At 50.4% G+C, this 20,077-nt stretch carries 14 protein-coding genes and 1 pseudogene; 7 read left to right on the top strand and 8 right to left on the bottom strand.

Annotated features, from left to right (window positions below):
- Positions 1-153 precede the first annotated feature (153 nt).
- Entirely contained in the window at positions 154-1,857 is a 1,704-nt protein-coding gene (ptsP, locus tag CBE74_RS19535) for a phosphoenolpyruvate--protein phosphotransferase (RefSeq protein WP_087454118.1), read from the top strand.
- Between the two features lie 78 nt (positions 1,858-1,935).
- Here the strand turns inward: ptsP and CBE74_RS19530 are convergent, their stop codons facing one another.
- Positions 1,936-2,712 (bottom strand): DeoR/GlpR family DNA-binding transcription regulator, encoded by a 777-nt coding sequence (locus CBE74_RS19530; RefSeq protein WP_013911699.1) that lies wholly within the window; start codon positions 2,710-2,712, stop codon positions 1,936-1,938.
- Between the two features lie 289 nt (positions 2,713-3,001).
- On the bottom strand, positions 3,002-3,709 hold the full coding sequence (gene lexA, locus CBE74_RS19525) for a transcriptional repressor LexA (RefSeq protein ID WP_087454117.1): 708 nt from the start codon (positions 3,707-3,709) through the stop codon (positions 3,002-3,004).
- Positions 3,710-4,004: 295 nt separating this feature from the next.
- On the opposite strand from lexA, the gene CBE74_RS19520 reads away from it, so the two are divergent.
- Complete coding sequence (locus CBE74_RS19520) at positions 4,005-4,379, top strand: cell wall hydrolase (RefSeq protein ID WP_087454116.1); 375 nt, start codon at positions 4,005-4,007, stop codon at positions 4,377-4,379.
- Between the two features lie 128 nt (positions 4,380-4,507).
- Positions 4,508-4,963, top strand: coding sequence for a transcriptional regulator NrdR (gene nrdR / locus CBE74_RS19515; RefSeq protein ID WP_087454115.1), 456 nt, complete (start codon positions 4,508-4,510; stop codon positions 4,961-4,963).
- Here the strand turns inward: nrdR and hrpA are convergent.
- Positions 4,960-8,958 carry an ATP-dependent RNA helicase HrpA gene (gene hrpA / locus CBE74_RS19510; RefSeq protein ID WP_087454904.1) on the bottom strand — a complete coding sequence of 1,333 codons (3,999 nt, stop codon included), beginning with the start codon at positions 8,956-8,958 and terminating at the stop codon, positions 4,960-4,962. The genes nrdR and hrpA overlap by 4 nt on opposite strands.
- A 229-nt stretch (positions 8,959-9,187) precedes the next feature.
- On the opposite strand from hrpA, the gene CBE74_RS19505 reads away from it, so the two are divergent.
- Positions 9,188-10,219, top strand: coding sequence for a DUF2189 domain-containing protein (locus tag CBE74_RS19505; RefSeq protein ID WP_233426025.1), 1,032 nt, complete (start codon positions 9,188-9,190; stop codon positions 10,217-10,219).
- Between the two features lie 78 nt (positions 10,220-10,297).
- Here the strand turns inward: CBE74_RS19505 and CBE74_RS19500 are convergent, their stop codons facing one another.
- Positions 10,298-11,239, bottom strand: a complete 942-nt coding sequence (locus tag CBE74_RS19500; protein WP_087454113.1) for a LysR substrate-binding domain-containing protein — start codon at positions 11,237-11,239, stop codon at positions 10,298-10,300.
- A 300-nt stretch (positions 11,240-11,539) separates the two neighbouring features.
- Here CBE74_RS19500 and CBE74_RS19495 point away from each other — a divergent pair, with 300 nt between their 5' ends.
- Positions 11,540-12,136 (top strand): peroxiredoxin, encoded by a 597-nt coding sequence (locus CBE74_RS19495; protein ID WP_087454112.1) that lies wholly within the window; start codon positions 11,540-11,542, stop codon positions 12,134-12,136.
- A gap of 150 nt (positions 12,137-12,286) precedes the next feature.
- Entirely contained in the window at positions 12,287-12,811 is a 525-nt protein-coding gene (gene ahpD, locus CBE74_RS19490; RefSeq protein ID WP_087454111.1) for an alkylhydroperoxidase, AhpD family, read from the top strand.
- Positions 12,812-12,961: 150 nt separating this feature from the next.
- On the opposite strand, the gene CBE74_RS19485 is transcribed toward ahpD, so the two are convergent.
- Positions 12,962-15,502 carry a DEAD/DEAH box helicase gene (locus CBE74_RS19485; protein WP_166740999.1) on the bottom strand — a complete coding sequence of 847 codons (2,541 nt, stop codon included), beginning with the start codon at positions 15,500-15,502 and terminating at the stop codon, positions 12,962-12,964.
- 155 nt (positions 15,503-15,657) lie between these two features.
- The gene (locus tag CBE74_RS19480) at positions 15,658-16,671 is read right to left on the bottom strand and encodes a PAC2 family protein (RefSeq protein ID WP_087454110.1); all 1,014 of its coding nucleotides are present in this window, start codon (positions 16,669-16,671) and stop codon (positions 15,658-15,660) included.
- 396 nt (positions 16,672-17,067) lie between these two features.
- Here CBE74_RS19480 and CBE74_RS19475 point away from each other — a divergent pair, with 396 nt between their 5' ends.
- The gene (locus CBE74_RS19475; protein ID WP_087454109.1) at positions 17,068-18,135 is read left to right on the top strand and encodes a DUF4192 domain-containing protein; all 1,068 of its coding nucleotides are present in this window, start codon (positions 17,068-17,070) and stop codon (positions 18,133-18,135) included.
- A gap of 39 nt (positions 18,136-18,174) precedes the next feature.
- Here CBE74_RS19475 and galE read toward each other — a convergent pair.
- Together galE and CBE74_RS19465 are read right to left on the bottom strand one after the other, a co-directional pair.
- Positions 18,175-19,159, bottom strand: a pseudogene (gene galE, locus CBE74_RS19470) (UDP-glucose 4-epimerase GalE).
- A 16-nt stretch (positions 19,160-19,175) separates the two neighbouring features.
- A complete protein-coding gene (locus CBE74_RS19465) occupies positions 19,176-19,856 on the bottom strand; it encodes a metal-dependent transcriptional regulator (RefSeq protein WP_087454108.1) in 681 nt (226 codons plus the stop codon).
- Between the last annotated feature and the right edge of the window lie 221 nt (positions 19,857-20,077).

Raw genomic sequence — 20,077 nt, 5'->3', positions numbered from 1 at the left:
CGTTTTTACCGTTTCTGCTGGAAAAATGTTGAAATCAATGCCCAATTTATGCCCACTTGTGTCTGTTTGTCAATAGTTCCCTGTTTGTTTGGTTGCGGAAATGTTGAGTTTGTGGTGATGTGTAAAAAGAATGAACTTCAACTGTGAAGATGGGTGGAAACCTTGAATAACGTTGCAACTGACACAGTTTTTAAGGGCACTGGAGTGGTATCTGGTGTTCGCTACGCAAAAGCTGTGTGGATTAGCCCGCGTCCCGAGTTACCGCAGGCTGGTGAAGTGATCGAGGAGTCCCTGCGCGAGGCTGAGTTTGAACGTTTTACAACCGCTGCGGACGTCGTCGCTAAGCGTTTGCTTGATCGCTCACAACGCGCAGAGGGCACTGCTTCGGAGGTCCTGAAAGCCACTGCAGGCATGGTCAATGATCGTGGCTGGAGAAAGGCTGTGAAAAAAGGCACACAAGGTGGCCATCCGGCTGAATATGCCGTTGTTGCGGCTACCACTAAATTTGTTTCGTTGTTTGAGGCTGCCGGCGGAATTATGGCCGAGCGCACCACAGACCTCCGTGATATCCGTGATCGTGTTATCGCGCAGCTTCGCGACGAGCCAGAACCAGGCCTCCCGGACGTTGAAGAGCAGGTTGTGCTTTTCGCAGATGATCTTTCTCCTGCGGATACCGCCGCGCTGGACACCGATTTTTTTGTGGGGCTAGTCACTGAGCTAGGCGGACCGACCAGCCATACCGCTATCATCGCTCGGCAGCTAAACGTACCTTGTATCGTTGCAGCTGGCGAGAAGATTCATAAGGTACAGCTCGGCGAGCCTGTGCTTGTCGACGGCGCCCTGGGGACCGTGACTCTTAAAGCGGACCCGGAAACCGCCCGTGCAGCGGAGCAAGAATCCAAGCTACTCGCAGAGCGTATTGCGCAATGGCGAGGGCCAGCAACCACCAAAGACGGGCACCGCGTGCAGCTACTGGCCAATGTGCAAGATGGCAAAGCCGCTCGCATTGCAGCCACTGATAGCCAGGCTGAAGGCATCGGTCTGTTCCGTACTGAGATGTGCTTCCTCACCGCAACGGAGGAGCCAAGCGTTGAGGAGCAAGCAGAGGTCTATAAGAAGGTCTTGGAGCAGTTCCCAGATTCTAAGGTTGTCGTCCGATCGCTAGATGCCGGTTCTGATAAACCTGTTGCTTTCGCTTCAATGGCAGATGAAATGAACCCAGCTCTTGGAGTGAGGGGGCTTCGGGTAGCGCGTGCCAATGAGGCTCTTCTGACGCGACAGCTTGATGCTATTGCCAAGGCAGCCGCGGATCTTGGTCGTGATGAGCATTCACCGACGTGGGTTATGGCGCCGATGGTGGCAACTGCTCGTGAATCGAAATGGTTTGCGGGGCTATGCGCAGACCGTGGTTTGGTCGCCGGTGCCATGATTGAAGTCCCAGCGGCTTCTTTGATGGCTGACAAGCTTATGCCACATCTTGATTTTGTCTCGATTGGTACAAATGACCTCACCCAGTACACCATGGCGGCGGATCGTATGTCTCCGCAGCTGGCATACCTGACCGACCCGTGGCAACCAGCGGTATTGCGCCTTATCGCGCACACGTGTAAAGAGGGCGCTCGCTTTGATACTGCTGTGGGTGTTTGTGGCGAGGCCGCTGCTGACCCGCTGTTGGCTTGTGTACTTACCGGATTGGGTGTTAACTCGCTATCCGCTGCTTCGACGGCTATCGCTGGCGTTGGTGCTCAGCTTGCTGCTGTTGATATGGAAACCTGCAAGAAAGCAGCAGAGGCGGCATTAGATGCCGAGGGCGCTAAAGAAGCGCGTGCTGCTGTGAGGGCTATCATCCAGCCTTAAGTCTGGGCCTAGGAGCTCAAAGGGCGGGAGTCACCTTGTTACAGGTGACTCCCGCCCTTTATTTCTACGTTTGTTTACCTACGCGGTTATAACCTCAACATCATGTTCGCGGAGTGCTTTGATGAATGATTCGGGAGCATTTGAATCTGTGATGACCACGTCTATGTCGTTAATCGAACCAAAACTGACTAGATAATCGGTTCCCATTTTTGTTGAGTCGCACAAGACGACCACTTTATGGGCGTTAGTGATCATGGCTGATTTAATCGCTGCTTCTTGGGAATCTGCAGTGGAAAGGCCATGATCAATCGTTAGCGCATTTGTGCCGATAAAAGCGACATCTGCACGCATGAGAGCTAATGTTCGTAGCGCAGTGTCACCCACAACTGCTTGGGTGATCGCGCGTACGCTTCCGCCAAGAAGCTGGATCTCGTCGAGGCCCGAGTTGGCCAGTGTTAGTGCGATAGAGAGGCTATTAGTAACGATTGACCAGTGCTTTGCGGCTGGTTGTACTGATAGGAGCTCTGCTAGCGCAGCTGTGGTGGTGCCTGCATCAAGGAACATCCCGCCATGGGATTCTGGTAGATACGACAAGGCAGCATGGGCAATGGAGTTTTTAGCTCCGGATGCCGAACGCGCACGAGTGTCCAAACTAAATTCGGTGGTTTGGAATGTTTGGTTTGCTACTGCGCCACCATGGACTCGATGAACGACTCCCTCGCGGTCGAGCACTGCCAAGTCTCGTCGAATGGTCTCAGCAGTGACATCAAACCGGGCGGCCAGCTCAGTGACATTGACGCGCCCCTCTACCGCCGTAAGAGAAGCTATTTGGCGCCGTCGTTCTTCTGAGTACATGTCCAATCCCTTCGAGTGAAATCAAATATCGGAAAAGTCCGATGCCCGAACCGTTGTTTTCTGCAAAACTTACCTTTTGTTATTTTGTCACGAGTAAATGGAGAAAACAGTCAAACGGACAAATGAATCACGAATGTTCGGACATGAATCAAAATCTTTTTTGGGAAAAGTAGACGTTAGCCAAGGTGGTAGTGTCCGTTTTCTTTGAATGTGATGTTTATCTTGCTTTGTACACCCGCCCCGAAGCGGGGGTAATGGCGCTGTGCGGTATCAAAGGGTAAGGGTGGGCCTAGAGCTTCCGAATGACGGAGACTACCTTGCCCATAATGTCCGCTTGATCACCGGGAATTGGCGAGAAAGCATCGTTGTGGGGGAGTAGCCATACACCTGAAGCATCTTTATGGAACTCCTTCACCGTAGCCTCGCCATCAATTAGTGCGGCAACAAATTCGCCCTGTTCTGCAACTGGCTGGGACCGCACTACCACCCAGTCCCCGTTGAGGATTCCGGCATCGCGCATGGACTCACCTACGACTTCGAGCATGTACAGCTCCCCATCTCCCACAATCTCTTGGGGGAGTGGATAGTAGGCATTGACGTTTTCTTCAGCCAGGATTGGGCTGCCTGCCGCAATGGATCCCACGATAGGAATGAAGCTGGTGGGCGATGTCTCGGAAGGGTCGGGTGACTTTGTGGTCTTGACGCTTTGTTTCCTGCCTGGTTTGGGTGTGCTGGATTCGGGCAGTGTCCTGACATCGACTGCGCGTGGCTTGTTAGGGTCCCGGCGTAAATAACCTTTCTTCTCCAGTTCCTTAAGCTGATAAGCCACGGAAGAGGTGGACTGTAGTCCTGCTGCATCTCCAATTTCGCGAATGCTTGGCGGGTAGCCGCGCAAAACGACGGCATCCCTGATTACTTCAAGGATGCGGCGTTGGCGTTCGGAAAGCTTCTTTTGATCGGGTTCGGTGCTGTTTTGCCTAGTGGATTGCTTTGGCATTGATGTCGTGTCCCTTCGGAGTTTGCTGGGGGAAGTTTGTTTGATGCTCCGCGAACGTGTTCGTTCTCTACTGCTGTTTACCTTAGCTTATCTTTGTGCTCTTAGGGTGATATGTTCGAAAAAATGGCGGAAAGACTTGACCATAAGTTCGAACAGGTGTAAAAATCGAACATGTGGTTGAATTCTCGAACATATGATCGTGTTTTTGCGTGATGTGTTTGAAGCGGTTTTTATAGTGGCTTTATTGCTTAATCAGTAGAGATGATTTCTTTGCTGCGAAAAGTTAGGAAATGTAATGACGCTGGCTTATCGCCCTCAAATGATGATTGATTCTCGCATGGATCGAGCTCAGATCGTTCCTCCGTCTGACGTATGGGACATTGGCGTGAATCGCAGTAATAATGTTGAAACGAATGTTCGTACGCTTTCTTTGGTAGAAGAGACTGGATACATCGAACGGAATCAAAAGGTGCATCGGAGTTCGTTGAGCATGGTGACTCCTTGTTGGAAGGAACACATCAGCAATGCCCTTGCCGGCGCTGTTTTTGGTCTCTTCCTTCTTCTCGGCATTATCGTTGCCGGTGAGATTGAGGGAAACACAAATGAAATCCCGGTACAGAATGTTCCCGGTTCTGCGATGCTTCAAGCCGGAGTTCCAGCACAGCGGTAGTAACAAGGCATCACGCACAAGGATCGTGTGCTCTTGGTGGCTGTTATTTAGCAGTTATTGTTTAGGTCGGTGCGGTAGCCTTTAAACTACGCTAGTTAAACGACTATCGAGTGTAGGGATTATTTAAAGTGTACTGCCCGTTCTGCCATCATGAGCATTCCAAAGTTATCGATACCAGAATGATTGATGCTGGTTCGGCAATTAGGCGGCGGCGTGAATGTGCGAAGTGCAGAGGTCGCTTTACCACTGTAGAAAAAGCACAGTTATTAGTAGTAAAGCGTAACGGCCTAACAGAGCCTTTTAGTCGCGATAAAGTTATCGTCGGAGTGCGTAGAGCCTGCCAAGGCCGCGATGTGAGTGAAGACGCACTAAAACGATTAGCTCAACAAGTAGAAGAACGTATTAGGAAACACGGAAGTTCTCAGATTCATGCAAATGATATAGGCCTGGCAATTCTGGAACCTTTGAGGAAGTTGGACGAGGTTGCCTATTTGCGTTTCGCTTCTGTGTATAAATCATTTGAGAGTGCTGATGATTTTGAATCTGAGATCCGTTTGATGCGTCGTCGCGATCGTAGCTTTTAGAGTTGTTCGATTGCCTTGGCGATCTTTCTCTCAGAGACCGATTGCGTAGTTCCTAATCGTTGGGCAAAAAGGCTGACACGCAATTCTTGAATCATCCACTGAATCTCGCGTACATGACGAGCAGATTTTCCATGTCCGTATTTTTGGACTTTCTGAGCTAAGTCTCGTTCTAGTTGATTAAGCAGCGCTTGCCTATCCGCATCTCGGTCAGGCATCCGTTCCATGTCTTCAAGCCGGAGCATGATTGCTTGTACATATCTCGAAAGATGCTTGAGATGCTGTACCCCGTGGTGGGATACAGCATGCGGCGGAAGTAGAAAATTGAGCTGATTATTGATGTCGTCGATAGCCGGGCCTGTCCAATTGCTGATCTCTGGTGTGATGCGGAGATACGAGTTAATGCCGGGGGCTAACTCGACAACTATTGAACGCACCTTGCTAGGAACTAACGGTTTAATAATCGCTTGCAGCTTGGAGAATTCTTCTGGTGATCTCACCGCGCCACCGTTAGCAATGATCAAATCTCGAACGACTGCAACTCGCGCGTCGTTGACAAAGCCCGTGGCGCCACCATGCGGATAATTTTCTATCGCAACTCGTTGCTGAAGCGGCAGTCCATTGAGTATTTTTTGAGTATTCACGGACACCGCTTTAAGAAGCAGGGTGAGGGTCGCGGTAAACATGGAGGCGTCAGCTTCACGTTTAGTGGCCATAGCCTTGACGGAAACACCTTCCGGCGTGACCACGAGCGCTGGGTACGTGGTGACCATCTGACCATCGACTTTTGTGGTGACTTCTTGCGAGATAGTTCCTAGAGACTGCGGAGTCCATTCTTTAGCAGAGGATTGCTCAACGGCATGGGATACACGAGAAACTGATGCCCGGATTTGTTCAGAACGCCGGGATTTGAGTGATTCGAGCGATTTATCCCGATCGATGATACGTCCGCGTTTATCCACAGCAGCGAATGTGATTTTGAGATGTTTGGGAAGCGCTTGCGGGTTAAAATCATCCGCAGATATTCCAGGGCGACCCAATTCCGATAAGCATTCGGCGATACGCTGATAAAGAGAACCGTCGCGATAGCTCAGCATGGTCGTGATTTTATGTGCAAAATCTGGTGCGGGAACAACGGTTTTACGCAGGTGTTTGGGTAAGGAACGGATCAGGTCGGTAACTAGATCTTCTAACAAACCTGGAACTAGCCACTCAAAGCCATCGGCATCGAGGCCTCCTAGCAACGGTACGGGTACGAGGACGGTGACGCCGTCGTCTTCGGCGCTGGGATCAAAGTGATAGGTTAAGCCGAATTCCAAAGATCCTCGGCGCCATACATCGGGGAAGTCTTGCTCATCAACGTTTGCTGCCCCCTCTCGGCAGAGTTCCTCTAGGTCAAAGTCCAGAAGGTGTGGCGTTTTCTGCGCAGCGGTTTTCCACCAGCGGTCAAAGGAACGCCCGGTGGCGATGTGCTCAGGGAGCCTGGAATCGTAGAAACTAAAGAGGGTATCTTCATCGACTACCACGTCGCGGCGTCGGATTTTTTCTTCAATTTGCGCAGCAGAGAGTAGCTTTTCTGCGTTACGACGATAAAACGCATGGTGCGTACTCCAATTGCCGTTGACCAGCGCCTCCCGAATGAACATATCGCGGGCAGCACGAAGATCAATAGAGGCATACCCGACTGATCTATCAGCAATAACTGGGACACCATATAACGTAGATCTCTGGTGCACCATGGCTGCCACACGTTTTGTGGACCAATATGGTTCAGAATAATGGTGTTTGAGCAGATTTTTACCTATATGTTCGACCCAAGCAGGGTCGATTTCCGCTACATTCCGTGCCCACAACCGGGAAGTTTCTACCAGTTCCGCTGCCATAAGAAACTGCGGTGGGCGTTTGGCCAGGGAGGAACCCGGGAACACCAAAAATCTGGAGTTTCTGCTGCCTATGAACTCTTTGGAGTCTCCATCTCTCAAACCGATGTGGGATAGCGATCCAGAGAGGAGAGCTTTGTGTAGGTTGTCTGGATCGAGGTGACCTCCAATGTCATCTGGGTTGGTCCATCCAATTTGTTCGCCGATGCTGCGCAACTGACGAATGAGATCTGACCATTCTCTGATGCGCATATAGTGTAAAAATTCGGATTGCATGGTACGTCGAAAAGCATTACCAGACAGTTCTGCGCGCTTTTCTGAGACATATTCCCAGAGCTTAAGGTAGCTAAGAAAATCGCTACGCGTGTCCTTAAAACGGGCGTGAAGTTGGTCAGCCTGGCTTTGTTTTTCTAACGGACGCTCACGGATATCTTGAATGCTTAGAGCGGCTACCACTATGTAGGCCTCTCTGAGGCAACCAAATTCTTCCGCTGCAATCAGCATTCGAGCTAAGCGAGGATCCAAAGGAATCTTGGCTAGGCTTCGTCCAACCGTGGTGAGTTTGGGGGAGTCTCCTTGGTCGGAATCGGTCAGTGCTCCTAGTTCTCTAAGCAATAAGAAGCCATCGCGGATGGCTCGGGTATCGGGAGCTTGAATAAAAGGAAAGTTTTCAATGTCCCCTAATGCTAGAGAAGCCATCCGGAGAATGACGCTAGCCAAATTTGTTCGCAAGATCTCTGGATCAGTAAATTCTGGTCGAGATTCAAAGTCTTGCTGGGAGTACAACCGGATTGCTATGCCGTCGGTGACGCGACCACAGCGACCCGTCCTCTGGTTAGCGCTCGCCTGCGAAATTGGTTCGATAGGAAGACGCTGGACTTTTGTCCGGGTGGAATACCTTGAAATGCGTGCGGTTCCAGTGTCCACTACAAAATGAATGCCGGGAACAGTAAGTGAGGTTTCCGCTATGTTTGTTGTCAAAACAATTCGGCGTCCTGAATGGGGAGAGAAAACCCGATGTTGTTCTTGGTTGGAGAGGCGCCCAAAGAGGGGAGTAACCTCAACGTTTTTCCATCGTTTGGCTTCGATAGCATCCATTGCTTCACGGATATCCGCCTCTCCGGCAAAGAAACAGAGAATGTCTCTGGGGCCGTACCCCATAAGCTCCTGAATAGCCTGGGTGAGCCCATCGATGGGGTCGACGTCTATAAGTTTTTCCCCGTCGGAGACTTCAAGAGGACGATAAAGAATCTCAACGGGGTATGTGCACCCGGAGACCTCAATGATTGGCGCAGGAACGCCATGGGCGTTAGCGAAGTGCTGGGCAAACCGCTCTGGATCAATCGTCGCAGAGGTAATGATGACTTTAAGATCAGGACGCCGCGGAAGAAGCTGTTTGAGATAGCCGAGAATAAAGTCGATATTGAGACTGCGCTCGTGGGCTTCGTCGATAATTATTGTGTCGTAAGCGTTGAGGAAACGATCTCGCTGCATCTCTGCAAGCAGAATGCCGTCGGTCATCAATTTGATGGACGTGGATGCGGAAACGCGATCATCAAAGCGGATGGCGTACCCCACCGAATCGCCGATTTTTTGGCCGAGTTCTTCTGCGATGCGTTCTGCAACCGTGCGCGCAGCAAGTCGCCGCGGTTGCGTATGCCCGATCAAACCGCGTACTCCGCGGCCTAGCTCTAAACAGATTTTAGGGATCTGTGTGGTTTTTCCAGACCCAGTTTCTCCCGCGATAATCACAACCTGATTGTTGGTAATAGCTTCTGCGATGGCATCGCGCTGGCTAGAAACCGGAAGGTTTTCGGGGAAGGTAACAGCAGGGACGCCTGCTGCCCGTTGCAATAATGTCGCCTGGGCTTGATCAATATCATCGGCGATAGCCTTGATTGCGCCCATGGAGGAAGCCTTGTGAATACGACGAAGAAAGCCTCGTTCTTCAGTAATGCTGACCTGGCTAAGTTGTGCGCGAAGCGCTTGCTTTGCTGAGCGTAATTCGGCATGTGGCCGAGGAGATGCTACTGAGCTCCGTTGCTTCCTGTGCGAAGTTGAGCTCGCGTTGGTATCAATGTTCTTGTTATTGCTGGTCTGATGTTTCGCAGTATTCATTTCCTGACCATGGTACTTGGCGCTGTTGAGTAAGCGAATCTCAACTGTTGAGTACATACCTTGTGCTTGTGAGGAGCATACTGCACCTACAGCCCCTAATGTGGGTATTATTTCCTATTTTGTATGTATAAGAGGCGGGTGGGGAGTCGGAGCTTACCCCCATTCTGTTTAAACAGATAATCTATACAATGAAAATCGTTTTTTACTATATAAGAAAATAAATGGAGGCATGATGTCTGACCCGCACGATAAAGATGGCAATGCGATAGGGGACCATAATAAGGGTGGGACAGATGATTTTCGTCCTTATCCAGAAGTCAATCACCCAGAAGACAAGCCGGATTTTCCTTATCTAGCTTCCGACGCTCGGCAGAATCAGACGGGAAGCTATGACGGCTATTCCGCACATGCGATGGGGCAATCAACCGCTGGGGTAGATAACGGCGCTTATGGAAACCCCACGGCGCAGGAGATGCACCCGGATGTGGATCGATTTATGGTTACTGGTGATCCACAGCTTCAGATTAAGACTGCAATTAAATATGGATTTGGAATCACTTTTGCTCGTCCAGCACTGTGGATTTTTGGCTCTTTTATCTTCTGTCTGATCCTGGTCGGCGGGAGCATTGGCCTGGCGGTATCCAAGGTGGTCTCTCAAGCCGGTTCCAATTCCATCCCAACCCCTGAAGACTCGGGCACCCCAGTCTTTGACATTGTTACGTCGTTGATTATTGTGTTTTTTACTGCGTTCCTGTACCAATTATTACTGCGGCAAATAGACGGGAAAAGTATTTCTTTTTCTGCTGTTTTCCAAAAAGTGAATTATTGGCCCACGACTCTTACCTTAATCGTTATTATGGCGATCGAGTTTCTTGTGGTGGCTGTGATCGGGGTTGTTTTAGGTGTCAATCTGGTGAATATCACTACTACCCTGAATGACCCACAATTTGTTGCTTTGGTGGTAGGAGGAGTAGTAGCTTATGTGCTTATCTCCTTATTAATCCAGCCGTTTGTAAGTTTTTCTGCGTACTATGCGGCAGATCGCCGGGGCGGAGTGAAAGATGCTCTGCTATGGGGATGTGCTGTGGGGAAGAAACATTACCTTCGGATCCTTGGCTTCTTGATCCTCACTGGACTTCTTTCTCTTGCTCTTATGATCTTTACTCTTGGACTAGGAATGATTATCGCCCTTCCGGTCGTTTATAACGCTACGGTTCATGCTTATAGGCAACTCGCAGGTGGCCCGTACCCGAAATATTAGGGATTGGCTCTAAAACAAAACTCTAAAAGCGCTGTTCGGTGAAACTAAACCTCGCCGAACAGCGCTTTTGCTTTATTTTTACGCCTGGGAGGCTAAGATATTGTGATAGGCCTGGCCGACAATTGAACCGAGCTTTTGATATTCCTCTGTACGGGTGGAGGAGGCGCGGAAGATCAATCCAACCTGGCGCGAGGCAGTTACTTCACGGGCGAAGCTTGCTGTCGCGATATTGGGTCGACTGCATTCAATAGGTATCGAACTCTCGGGAACCAGTGTACTTCCAAGACCCGCTCCTACGAGTTGCATAACGGTGGTAAGGCTAGCTGCACGCATGTCCGCGTTCTTGGAACGCGCGGGGTTAACATCTACTTGTTTGCAAAGGTCTACGATTTGGTCGTGCAAACAGTGGCCGTCGTCAAGCAAAATAAGGTCAAGGTCTCGCAGGCTGCTCAATGTGAGATTGTCGCAGCCTGCAAATGGGTGATCCTTATGGAGCACCATTCGGAAGTTTTCGGTGTAAAGAGGCATCTCGATAATTCCTGGCTGCTCTGTGGGAAGCGCCAGTACTGCACAATCGAGTTGGCCGTCGCGCAGCTGTTGAAGCAGATGCTTGGTTTGTTCTTCAATAATGCGTAACTCGAGATCAGGAAATTCCTCATGTACTAAATCAAGTAGTTGCGGAAGGATATAAGGCGCAATCGTCGGGATAATGCCTAAAGACAGGGGTCCTGAAAGCGTCCCGGATGCTCCCTGTGCATAAGATGTAAAGGCATCGGCGGCATCTAATGTGGCTTTTGCAAAGGGGAGGAGGGCCTCACCTGCGGGGGTTACGATAACCCGACGGGTGGAGCGCTCGATAAGTTGCACGCCTAGGCCATTTTCTAGGGCAACCAGGGCCTGCGATAGGGACGGTTGGGAAATGGATAGCTTGGCTGCAGCGCTTCCGAAGTGCTTATTTTCCGCGATTGTGACAAAAGTTCGTAGTTGCGCGAGAGTTGGTCGGTATTCTTTATTGCTCATACCTATTTATTATAGCTCGTTAAATCGTAAAGTCATATTGACACTGTGGTGGGGAATAGGTATAAACGATTGTAGGTGCATGACACTACGGTGAAACCTATTAAGCGTGCCTGCTATAAGAAGGATTATGTGGGGCTAGTGTGTGGTTTGAGAACCGCTTAAGCCCTAACAAAACCCGCGGTTGCAGGTATCTTTTGGCATGCATTTGAGCATGATCTGCCGTGGTTAACCGAGAAACCTGTGGATTTTCGGCTGGCTACGGAAATAAAAGTAACGTCATTTGTTTTATTGGAGGAAAACATGGCAATCCTGACAGTTGGAGAGAAGTTCCCTGAGTTCGAGCTCGTGGCCCTCAAAGGTGGTGACCTGCACGATGTTAACGCCTCCCAGCCTGAGGATTACTTTGAGACCGTCTCTTTGGACAAGTACGAAGGCAAATGGAAGGTAGTCTTCTTCTATCCGAAGGACTTTACCTTTGTGTGCCCCACCGAAATTGCCGCTTTTGGCAAGCTCGATGAGGAATTCCAAGATCGCGATACTCAGATCCTTGGTGGTTCCATTGACAACGAGTTCTCTCACTTTAACTGGCGTGCTACTCACCCTGAGCTCAAGACCGTCCCATTCCCAATGTTCTCCGACATCAAGCACGAACTTATCCGTGAGCTTGGCGTTGAGAATGCTGCAGGTGTTGCAGACCGTGCGACCTTTATCATCGACCCCGACGGAATCATTCAGTTTGTGTCCGTTACCCCAGATGCAGTTGGTCGCAACGTAGATGAGGTTCTTCGCGTACTGGATGCCCTCCAGTCTGAAGAGGTCTGTGCTTGTAACTGGCAGAAGAACGACCCAACCAAGAACATCGACAAATTTGAGGTCGTTCAGGAATCGCTGAAGTAACCAGTTGACATAATCAACTGTGATAACGCCCGCAGCTAAAAGAGTTAAAAGGGCGTGATTGGCCCGACTCATCCTTTGTATAGAGATTTTATATAGAGAGACTGATATCGGGCCACTTTTAGATAAGAACGTTTCAATGAAAGGGAAAACATGTCCATCGAGAATCTTAAGAATGCTCTTCCGGAGTACGCAAAGGACCAGAAGCTAAACATCGGTACCCTGGTTAGGTCTACTGAACTGAGTGAGCAGCAGCTGTGGGGAACTTTAGTAGCCACTGCGGCAGCCACCCGCAACGATACGGTTATCTCAGAAATCCTTGATGAGGCTCAGGATCATCTTTCTGCAGAGGCAATTGAAGCTGCTTTTGCCGCCGCGACTGTTATGGCTATGAATAACGTGGCGTACCGCGCAAAGAGCTGGTTTGGTGATGACTTTGCGCAGGTGAAATTTGGCCTGCGAATGAACATCATCAACAAGACCGGCGTAGATAAAGCTGACTTTGAACTATGGGCTGTCGCTGTTTCCGCTATTAATGGTTGCGAGCACTGCGCAGTAGCACACGTTAAAACAGTGCAAGAAGAGGGACTGACCAAGGAACAGGTCTGGGAGAGCATCAAGATCGCTGGCGTAATGCAAGCCATCGCACAGGCAGTACAAATTGAGGCTGCTCGTTAAACGCAACTCCTTACATACAACTGGTTAAACACGGCTCGCTGGAAACTATAGGTTCTGCATTCCTTTACAGTTCCTATGAGATGATTACGTACGCAGCGCCTAGGAGTTGAAAATCCTAGGCGCTGCGTACGTGCATAACCACGCGGGAGGCTAGTTCGCGTAATCGAGTGTTAATTGCGAGAACCGTACCTCGCCTGCGGCATCAGAAGCATCGAGATCAACGGTTCCAACAAAAGCAAAGGCATTATCGCCTGCGGGGTCTTTGATTATCTGACGGACTTGCCAGGCTCTACCAGAATCTTGAAGAAAGAAATACTCCCGACCGCGGGCCTCGGGTCCCGTGTCGAGGTCCGCGTACTCGTCAAAGTAATCATCCAAAGCAGCTCCAAAATCGGGAACTTCGCCGAGATAAGCGAGCATTTCTTTGAGCTGGTTTTCCTTCTCATCTGCAAAAAGCTGGACTAGTCGGAACATCGTATTGCGCACCATAATGGTAAAGGCACGCCTATTAGCTGTAAGTGCGGTGGGGTCTTCGACTCCGAAAGCTAGCTCGCGTTCAAGAGTCTCTTGAGAAATCGGTGCATCGGGGTCTGCCATCTGAGCCCATTCGTCGACAAGCGAGGAGTCAACTTGGCGTACGACCTCTCCGAGCCACATGATGACGTCGTCAAGCTCTTCGGTGCGATACTCGGCGGGGACGCTGTGCTGCAGTGTCCTCCACGCATCGGTGAGATAGCGCAGCACCACGCCCTCAGAGCGCGCAAGGCCATATGTGGCTATCAGATCGCTGAAAGTCATGCCATGCTCGATCATGTCCCGGACTACTGATTTGGGGCTTAACTCAAATTCTTTAGCCCATGGATGACCCTGTGCATATATCTCGAAAGCGTTCTCTAATTCATCCTCTAATGGCTTTGGCCATGTGATGTCCTCGATCAATTTCATGCGTTCGGTGTAGTCAACGCCCTCTACTTTGAGGGCGGCTCTCTCGGTTGCGCGCGCTTCTTTTTGCTGCGCGATCAAAACTTGCCGAGGATCATCCAAAATAGCCTCGAATGTACTAATCACGTCAAGGACAAAAGTGTCCGCTTGGCGATCAAGCAATTCAAGGGAAGCCAGCGCGAAAGGTGCCAAGGGCTGGTTGAGTGCAAAGTCGCGCTGTAGCTCCTGGGTAATCGCATAGTAGCGGCCGGTTTCATCCGGGGTTTCTAGCTTCTCGACGATCCCAGCGTTGAGAAGCCCCCTGAATAATTCAAGGCAGGTCAGGATATCTTTGTTTTGTTTTTCACGCGAATCATGGTTGTTACGAAGCAACTGTTTGAGATGCATGTAGCCATTACCGGGGCGGCTAATGATATTAAGGAGCATTGAATTAGATACCCGAAATTGGCTTTGCAAATGTTCCGGTTCAGCGGTGCTGAGGCGTTCGTAGGTGCGTTCTCCCCAGACAACATCGCCGTCACGTGCCGATTTTTTGCGTAGCTTTTTTAGCTTTTTGGGGTCGCTGCCTGCTCGTTGCCGGAGTCGCCAATTTTCAATTTCAAATTCAGGAGCCTCAATGACCACGGATCCGACTGTGTCAAAGCCAGCCCGTCCCGCACGGCCTGCAATCTGATGGAATTCTCGAGACGCAAGGATGCGCTGTTTCGTGCCATCAAATTTAGCTAGACCAGTAAACAACACGGTGCGAATAGGCACATTAATGCCCACACCTAAAGTATCTGTGCCGCAAATTACTCGCAGAAGACCCGTCTGAGAGAGCTTCTCCACTAGACGGCGGTATTTGGGGAGCATCCCGGCATGGTGTACCCCAATACCGCGACGCAGTAGCTTGGAAAGAACATGCCCAAAGGTTGTGGTGAACTTAAAGTCACCGATCTCTTGCACGATTTTTTCTTTGGCCGCATTGTCTATGATCGTCATGCTCGTTAGCGATTGGGCGCGTTCAATGACCTCCCGCTGGGTGAAATGCACAACGTAAATAGGGGCCTTACCCGTTGAAAGAAGGTCTTCAATAGTCTCGTGGATGGGGGTATAGACGTAAGAAAATTCCAGCGGGACTGGCCTTGTGGACCCGGAGACCAGTTGGGTATCGCGCCCGGTGCGCTGTTCCAAATCTTTTTCCAAGAAAGAAGTATCGCCTAGCGTTGCTGACATAAGCAGGAACTGCGCCCGGGGTAGCTCCAAGAGCGGAACTTGCCAAGCCCAGCCGCGACCAGGTTCGGAGTAATAATGGAACTCATCCATGATCACTTGGTCGATATCAGCGCGAGCGCCGTCCCGAAGCGCAATATTGGCAACGATCTCGGCGGTGGCGCAAATGATGGGGGCATTGCCGTTAACAGTGGCATCACCCGTCATCATTCCTACTGACTCAGGGCCGAAAATATCGCATAGTGCGAAGAACTTTTCGCTGACAAGAGCCTTGATGGGGGCCGTATAAAAAGAGTGTTGTCCCCGCGCCATCGCAATAAAATGAGCTGCGGTAGCAACCATGGATTTTCCGGATCCCGTAGGGGTTGCCAAGATCACATTGTCTCCGGCAAGGATTCCCAGAGCGGCTTCTTCTTGAGCCGGATAGAGAGAAATTCCCTTAGCCTTTGTCCACCCCAAGAAAGAATCAAAAATAGCATCGTCTAAAAGCGACGAGGGGACTTCTTCTAGGTCGGGGAGCATCTGAGTAAGGTTCACAGTGATTAACCCTAGCCGGGTTTGCTGCTGTGTGCTGAAACGAGTATCACATGCGCTAAGAACGGAAAAGGCATCATGGAAAAACAGCTATACGACGTTGCACCGCGAGGAGGGATTACGCTTACTAGTCCTCCTCGCGGCGGCTGGTTTTGTTGCTAGAGATCGGTTTCCTCATCCGATGTATCGGTGGTGTCTACAGGAGCAGACTGCTCTTGGTCGTTCTCGCTTTTCCCGCCGTTTAAAGAACGATTATCGATGTCTGCAAGGAATTTCTCGAATTCTTCTCCCAGTAGCTCGGCGTTAGGCACAACGCCTTCTCCTGGCATGACGGCCTCAGGATTCGCCTCGCGGTACCGTTCAAGTTCTTCATCGTATTGTTGTTCCAAAAGGCGAACAAAATTTTCGATTTCTGCAGAACTCGCAACTTGTTCTTCAATCTGAAGAGCAACCTTGCGAGAATCCTCTTCCAACGTACGAAGCGGAAACTTTAACCCGGTGGAAGAAGAGACAGCCTCAAGCAAGCTCAACGTTGCTTGTGGATACGGTGATGCAGAAAGGTAATGCGGCACATGTGCGGTGTATCCGGCTACGTTTCGTCCTTGTTTGTTGAGCAGGCGTTCAAGCTGAAGCGAGGCAGACCCCGGGACTGTGATCCTGGTATCTAAGCTGAAATGATGATCGATTAAGTCCGCAGAGTTTCCGTGAGCGGAAACCACCATGGGCCTGGTATGAGGTGCAGCCATAGGAGCTGCATACAGACATATGGTGCGAGACACACCAAAGCGCTCCACGAGATCCGCGACGGCTTTAGTAAAAGCATCCCACCGAAGATCAGGCTCGGGTCCAGAGAGAAGTAGGAAAGGCGTTCCCGAATTATCTCGGAGAACCTCAATACCTAACGCGAGTTCCTCTGCGTTAACAATATTATTGTGTTCGATGGTTACCGAAGGTCGTCGGGATCGGTAGTCGATGAGCTCGTCATTATTAAATGAAGCCACTGGCCTGTGATCGAGAGCCGCAAGCAAATGCTCCGCACTAGCGTCGATTGCATGTCCAGCGTCCGCATAACCCTGGAGTGCAACGATGAGAGTCGGGCCTTCGCTGTCTTTTAAAGACACTTCAGGCGCAGGGAACTCTAATTCGTACATGCGAGCGTTTTTCTCTTGCATGTTACTGTTACTCCTCCTAAACATCTTCCCACATCTTAATAGCGTTCATAGTGCAGGACTAAAGACATAACGAGGCCACTATTTACGCTAAGCCCTCCATTTTAGTCTGTTTTACGATAATGCGGGCAAGCGGTAGCGCAGTCTTCTCCATAGAACACAATAGTGGCGTTGAACAGCCATTTCTCTGTGTACTTTCAACAACAGGGCGTGTGAGGTTTTTGTTCCACGCTGAGTATTTTTCGCGGTTACCAGCGCTTTTGTAGAAGCATCCGCTAAGGATAAGCGAAAAGTAGTTGTACACAGGCAGCAAAGGAAACCTAGAGTTATCCACCGATAAGAGCGGTTCAAGCATCAGACGCTATCTAAACCGAGACAGTCTCAGTAGAAATGTGAGGCATGAACATTGTCTTTACTCCGAGAGAAATACTTGCCAATATCCCCGGTTTGCTTGGCTATTACCCACATGAATCCTTGGTATTTGTTACCTGCGTCAAAAATTCTGAGAACCGTATAGCCCTGGGTCCTGTACTACGTATGGATATTAGCGATGCTAGGCATCTGCCGGATGTGGATCAGGCATTAAGCGTTGTGGAACCGGAATTTGTGATGGGTTTTGTGGTTGCGTCACGATTAAGCGCAGAACAGATCGAAGACTTGCGAGACTATCTTTCCCAATTATCTCAGTGCGGGATTCTTCACCTGGATGGATGCTGGATTACCACGGATATTGCTACGTCACAGCGATACCGGGCGTTGTTCCTAAGCGATGATGTACAAATATGGGCAGATAAGGATCGAGGCTGGCGGGAAGGTAAGATCTCGCAGGTCTCAGCATCCTTTACCAGCCAGGCTTTGCTCGAATGCGGAGAGCTGCCCGCTATCAGTCGTGGGGAGGCCTTTCATTATTTTGAGGCAACAGGGGAGCAGCTGGAGGATTTGGATGTTGCGTCTTTACATCAAAGTGCATTGATACGGGCGCAAGCAATAAAAAATGATAAGCAGCAGGGACATGACTTAATTAATCAACTTCGTGTGATCCTCATGTCGGCTTGTGAGTCTCCCGCGGACACGCATTATCTTAAGGACGCGCAACTGAACGTAGTCAGAGAGATATTCTCGGATTCCTTCCTCAGGGATTTATGCCTCTCCGAGTTTCTTGAACAGCCGGAGGCCGCACGGCGTGTAACTCGTGAAGTCGCACAGCTCTCATCAGGCAATATCCGTGCCAATGCGTTATGCGTTTATGCCATTAGCTGTTGTAGTACGCCTTTGTCTCCACGGATTCCCATTGCCTTGGCTAGCGCTTTAGACGACAGTCCTGACCACCGCCTTAGCCGCTTACTGCTAGCTGGGTATCAAACTGGGGAGCTATCCCGTGTGTACGAGGCCGTGCAGGAAGGCGTACAACAAACATGGAATTCTCTCGGCTTGTGCAATGACAAGAAAACGAATGCAGCAGCATAAACATAGAAATTTATGCTGCTGCAGGATGATGGAAATCGGTTATCTAGGTGCGCTATGGGCACGTTCATCCCAGATGAGAGGTAAAAGCCCACGCATCTTCAACAATGGTGGAGAGATCGGTGCGCGTAGGACGCCAACCCAGTTCCGACTGGGCTTTGGCCGAAGACGCAATCAAAACAGCAGGATCACCAGCTCTGCGTGGTGCAACCTCTGCTGGAATGGGATGTCCCGTCACGGTACGGCATGCTTCTATGACCTGTTTGACCGAGAAACCTTCCCCGGAGCCAAGATTGAAAATTCTATGGACACCCGGTTGATTGGATTCCATAGCTAGAACGTGAGCATCGGCGAGATCGCGGATATGGATGTAATCGCGGACCGCAGTGCCGTCCTCGGTCGGCCAATCGTCACCGAACATAAGAATCTTGTCGCGGTGTCCCAAAGCAACCTGGAGTATCAGAGGAATAAGGTGGGTTTCCACTTCGCGATTTTCACCGATGTTTCCGTAAGCTCCGGCAACGTTGAAATAACGCAGGCTTGTAGCGCTCATGCCATAAGCTTGTGCATAAGACGTGATGGCGTGGTCGATAGCAAGCTTAGTGGCACCGTAGGGGTTGGTTGGTTGGGTGGGGAAGTCCTCTGTGATGGGGACTGAAGCTGGTTCGCCGTAGGTTGCTGCAGTCGAAGAAAAAACCAGATTTGCTACGTTGTTGGCGCGCATCGCATCCAGGAGCGCCAATGTGGTAACAAAGTTGTGCTGCCAGTACTCGGAGGGTTTTTCCACCGATTCGCCGACCAAGGAGCGTGCTGCAAAGTGTAGGACGGCATCGTATGAATTAGATGCAAGTATCTCGTTGGCTTTGTCGCGGATATCTCCCTCGACGAGAATGGCTCCAGCAGGTACGGCCTCCCTGTTGCCAGTAGAAAAGTTATCCACGATTGTAACTTCGTGGCCCTGCTCTAGAAGGACTGCAGCGCAGACGCTTCCTACATATCCAGCTCCGCCAGTGACAAGGAGTTTCATGCCTGTACCCTTTAAATTAAATTTCTTCGATTCGTACTGCGTGAGCTAGGTCGTCGATAAGCTCTACTGTTTTTTCGCCATGCGTAATGGTGACTCGGCCATCTACTTCGCTGAGCGTGACAGTTGTTCCGATTCGGATGTCTGCGTCAATGAGAGCCTGGAACTGGTCAGAATCTACCTGAAGTATCTCGTTGATCTGAACGATCCGCACGTCTCTAGGGGTGGAACGGGCTACATCGACGGCACGCTTACCTGGTTCTTCCTTCTTCTTGAGGGAAACGCCAAGCTCATCTAGGCCTGGGATTGGGTTGCCAAAGGGGGAGCGCGTGACATCATCGAGGACCTCGACGAGGCGTCGTTCCACTTCGTCGCTCATGACGTGTTCCCAGCGGCATGCTTCATCGTGAACTTTGTGGATATCTAGGCCAATAATGTCTGTAAGGAGACGCTCTGCGAGGCGGTGCTTTCGCATCACGGCGGTGGCTAGAGCTCGTCCAGTAGGTGTCATTTGAAGGCTGCGGTCGGATGCGACTACGACAAGGCCGTCACGTTCCATACGTGCAACGGTTTGGCTGACAGTAGGACCTGACTGATCGAGGCGTTCGGCGATGCGTGCACGAAGGGGAGTGACTCCCTCTTCTTCCAGCTCATAGATGGTCCGCAGATACATTTCTGTGGTATCGACCAAATCTTTCATTATTTAACCTCTTTCCTTTATCCACCGTGGGGCAGGCTAATCAAAGTTCGTGGCGAGTTCTCCTACATAAATCTATATGGATTCTGTCGAACTTGCAGGTTTGGACTAAGTAGCATGCATGCGGGGTGTAAACCACGCACGCTAGCAATAGCGTATCAGAATGGGTTGTTGAAAATAAATTGAACAATCCAATTAATCGGTAGTGAAAAGTTAAACTCCCT

It is taken from the genome of Corynebacterium silvaticum (assembly GCF_002162115.2).
In the GTDB taxonomy this organism is placed as follows: domain Bacteria; phylum Actinomycetota; class Actinomycetes; order Mycobacteriales; family Mycobacteriaceae; genus Corynebacterium; species Corynebacterium silvaticum.
The sequence above is the reverse complement of the archived record's forward strand: the minus strand, read 5'-3'. Positions and strand labels throughout refer to the sequence as shown.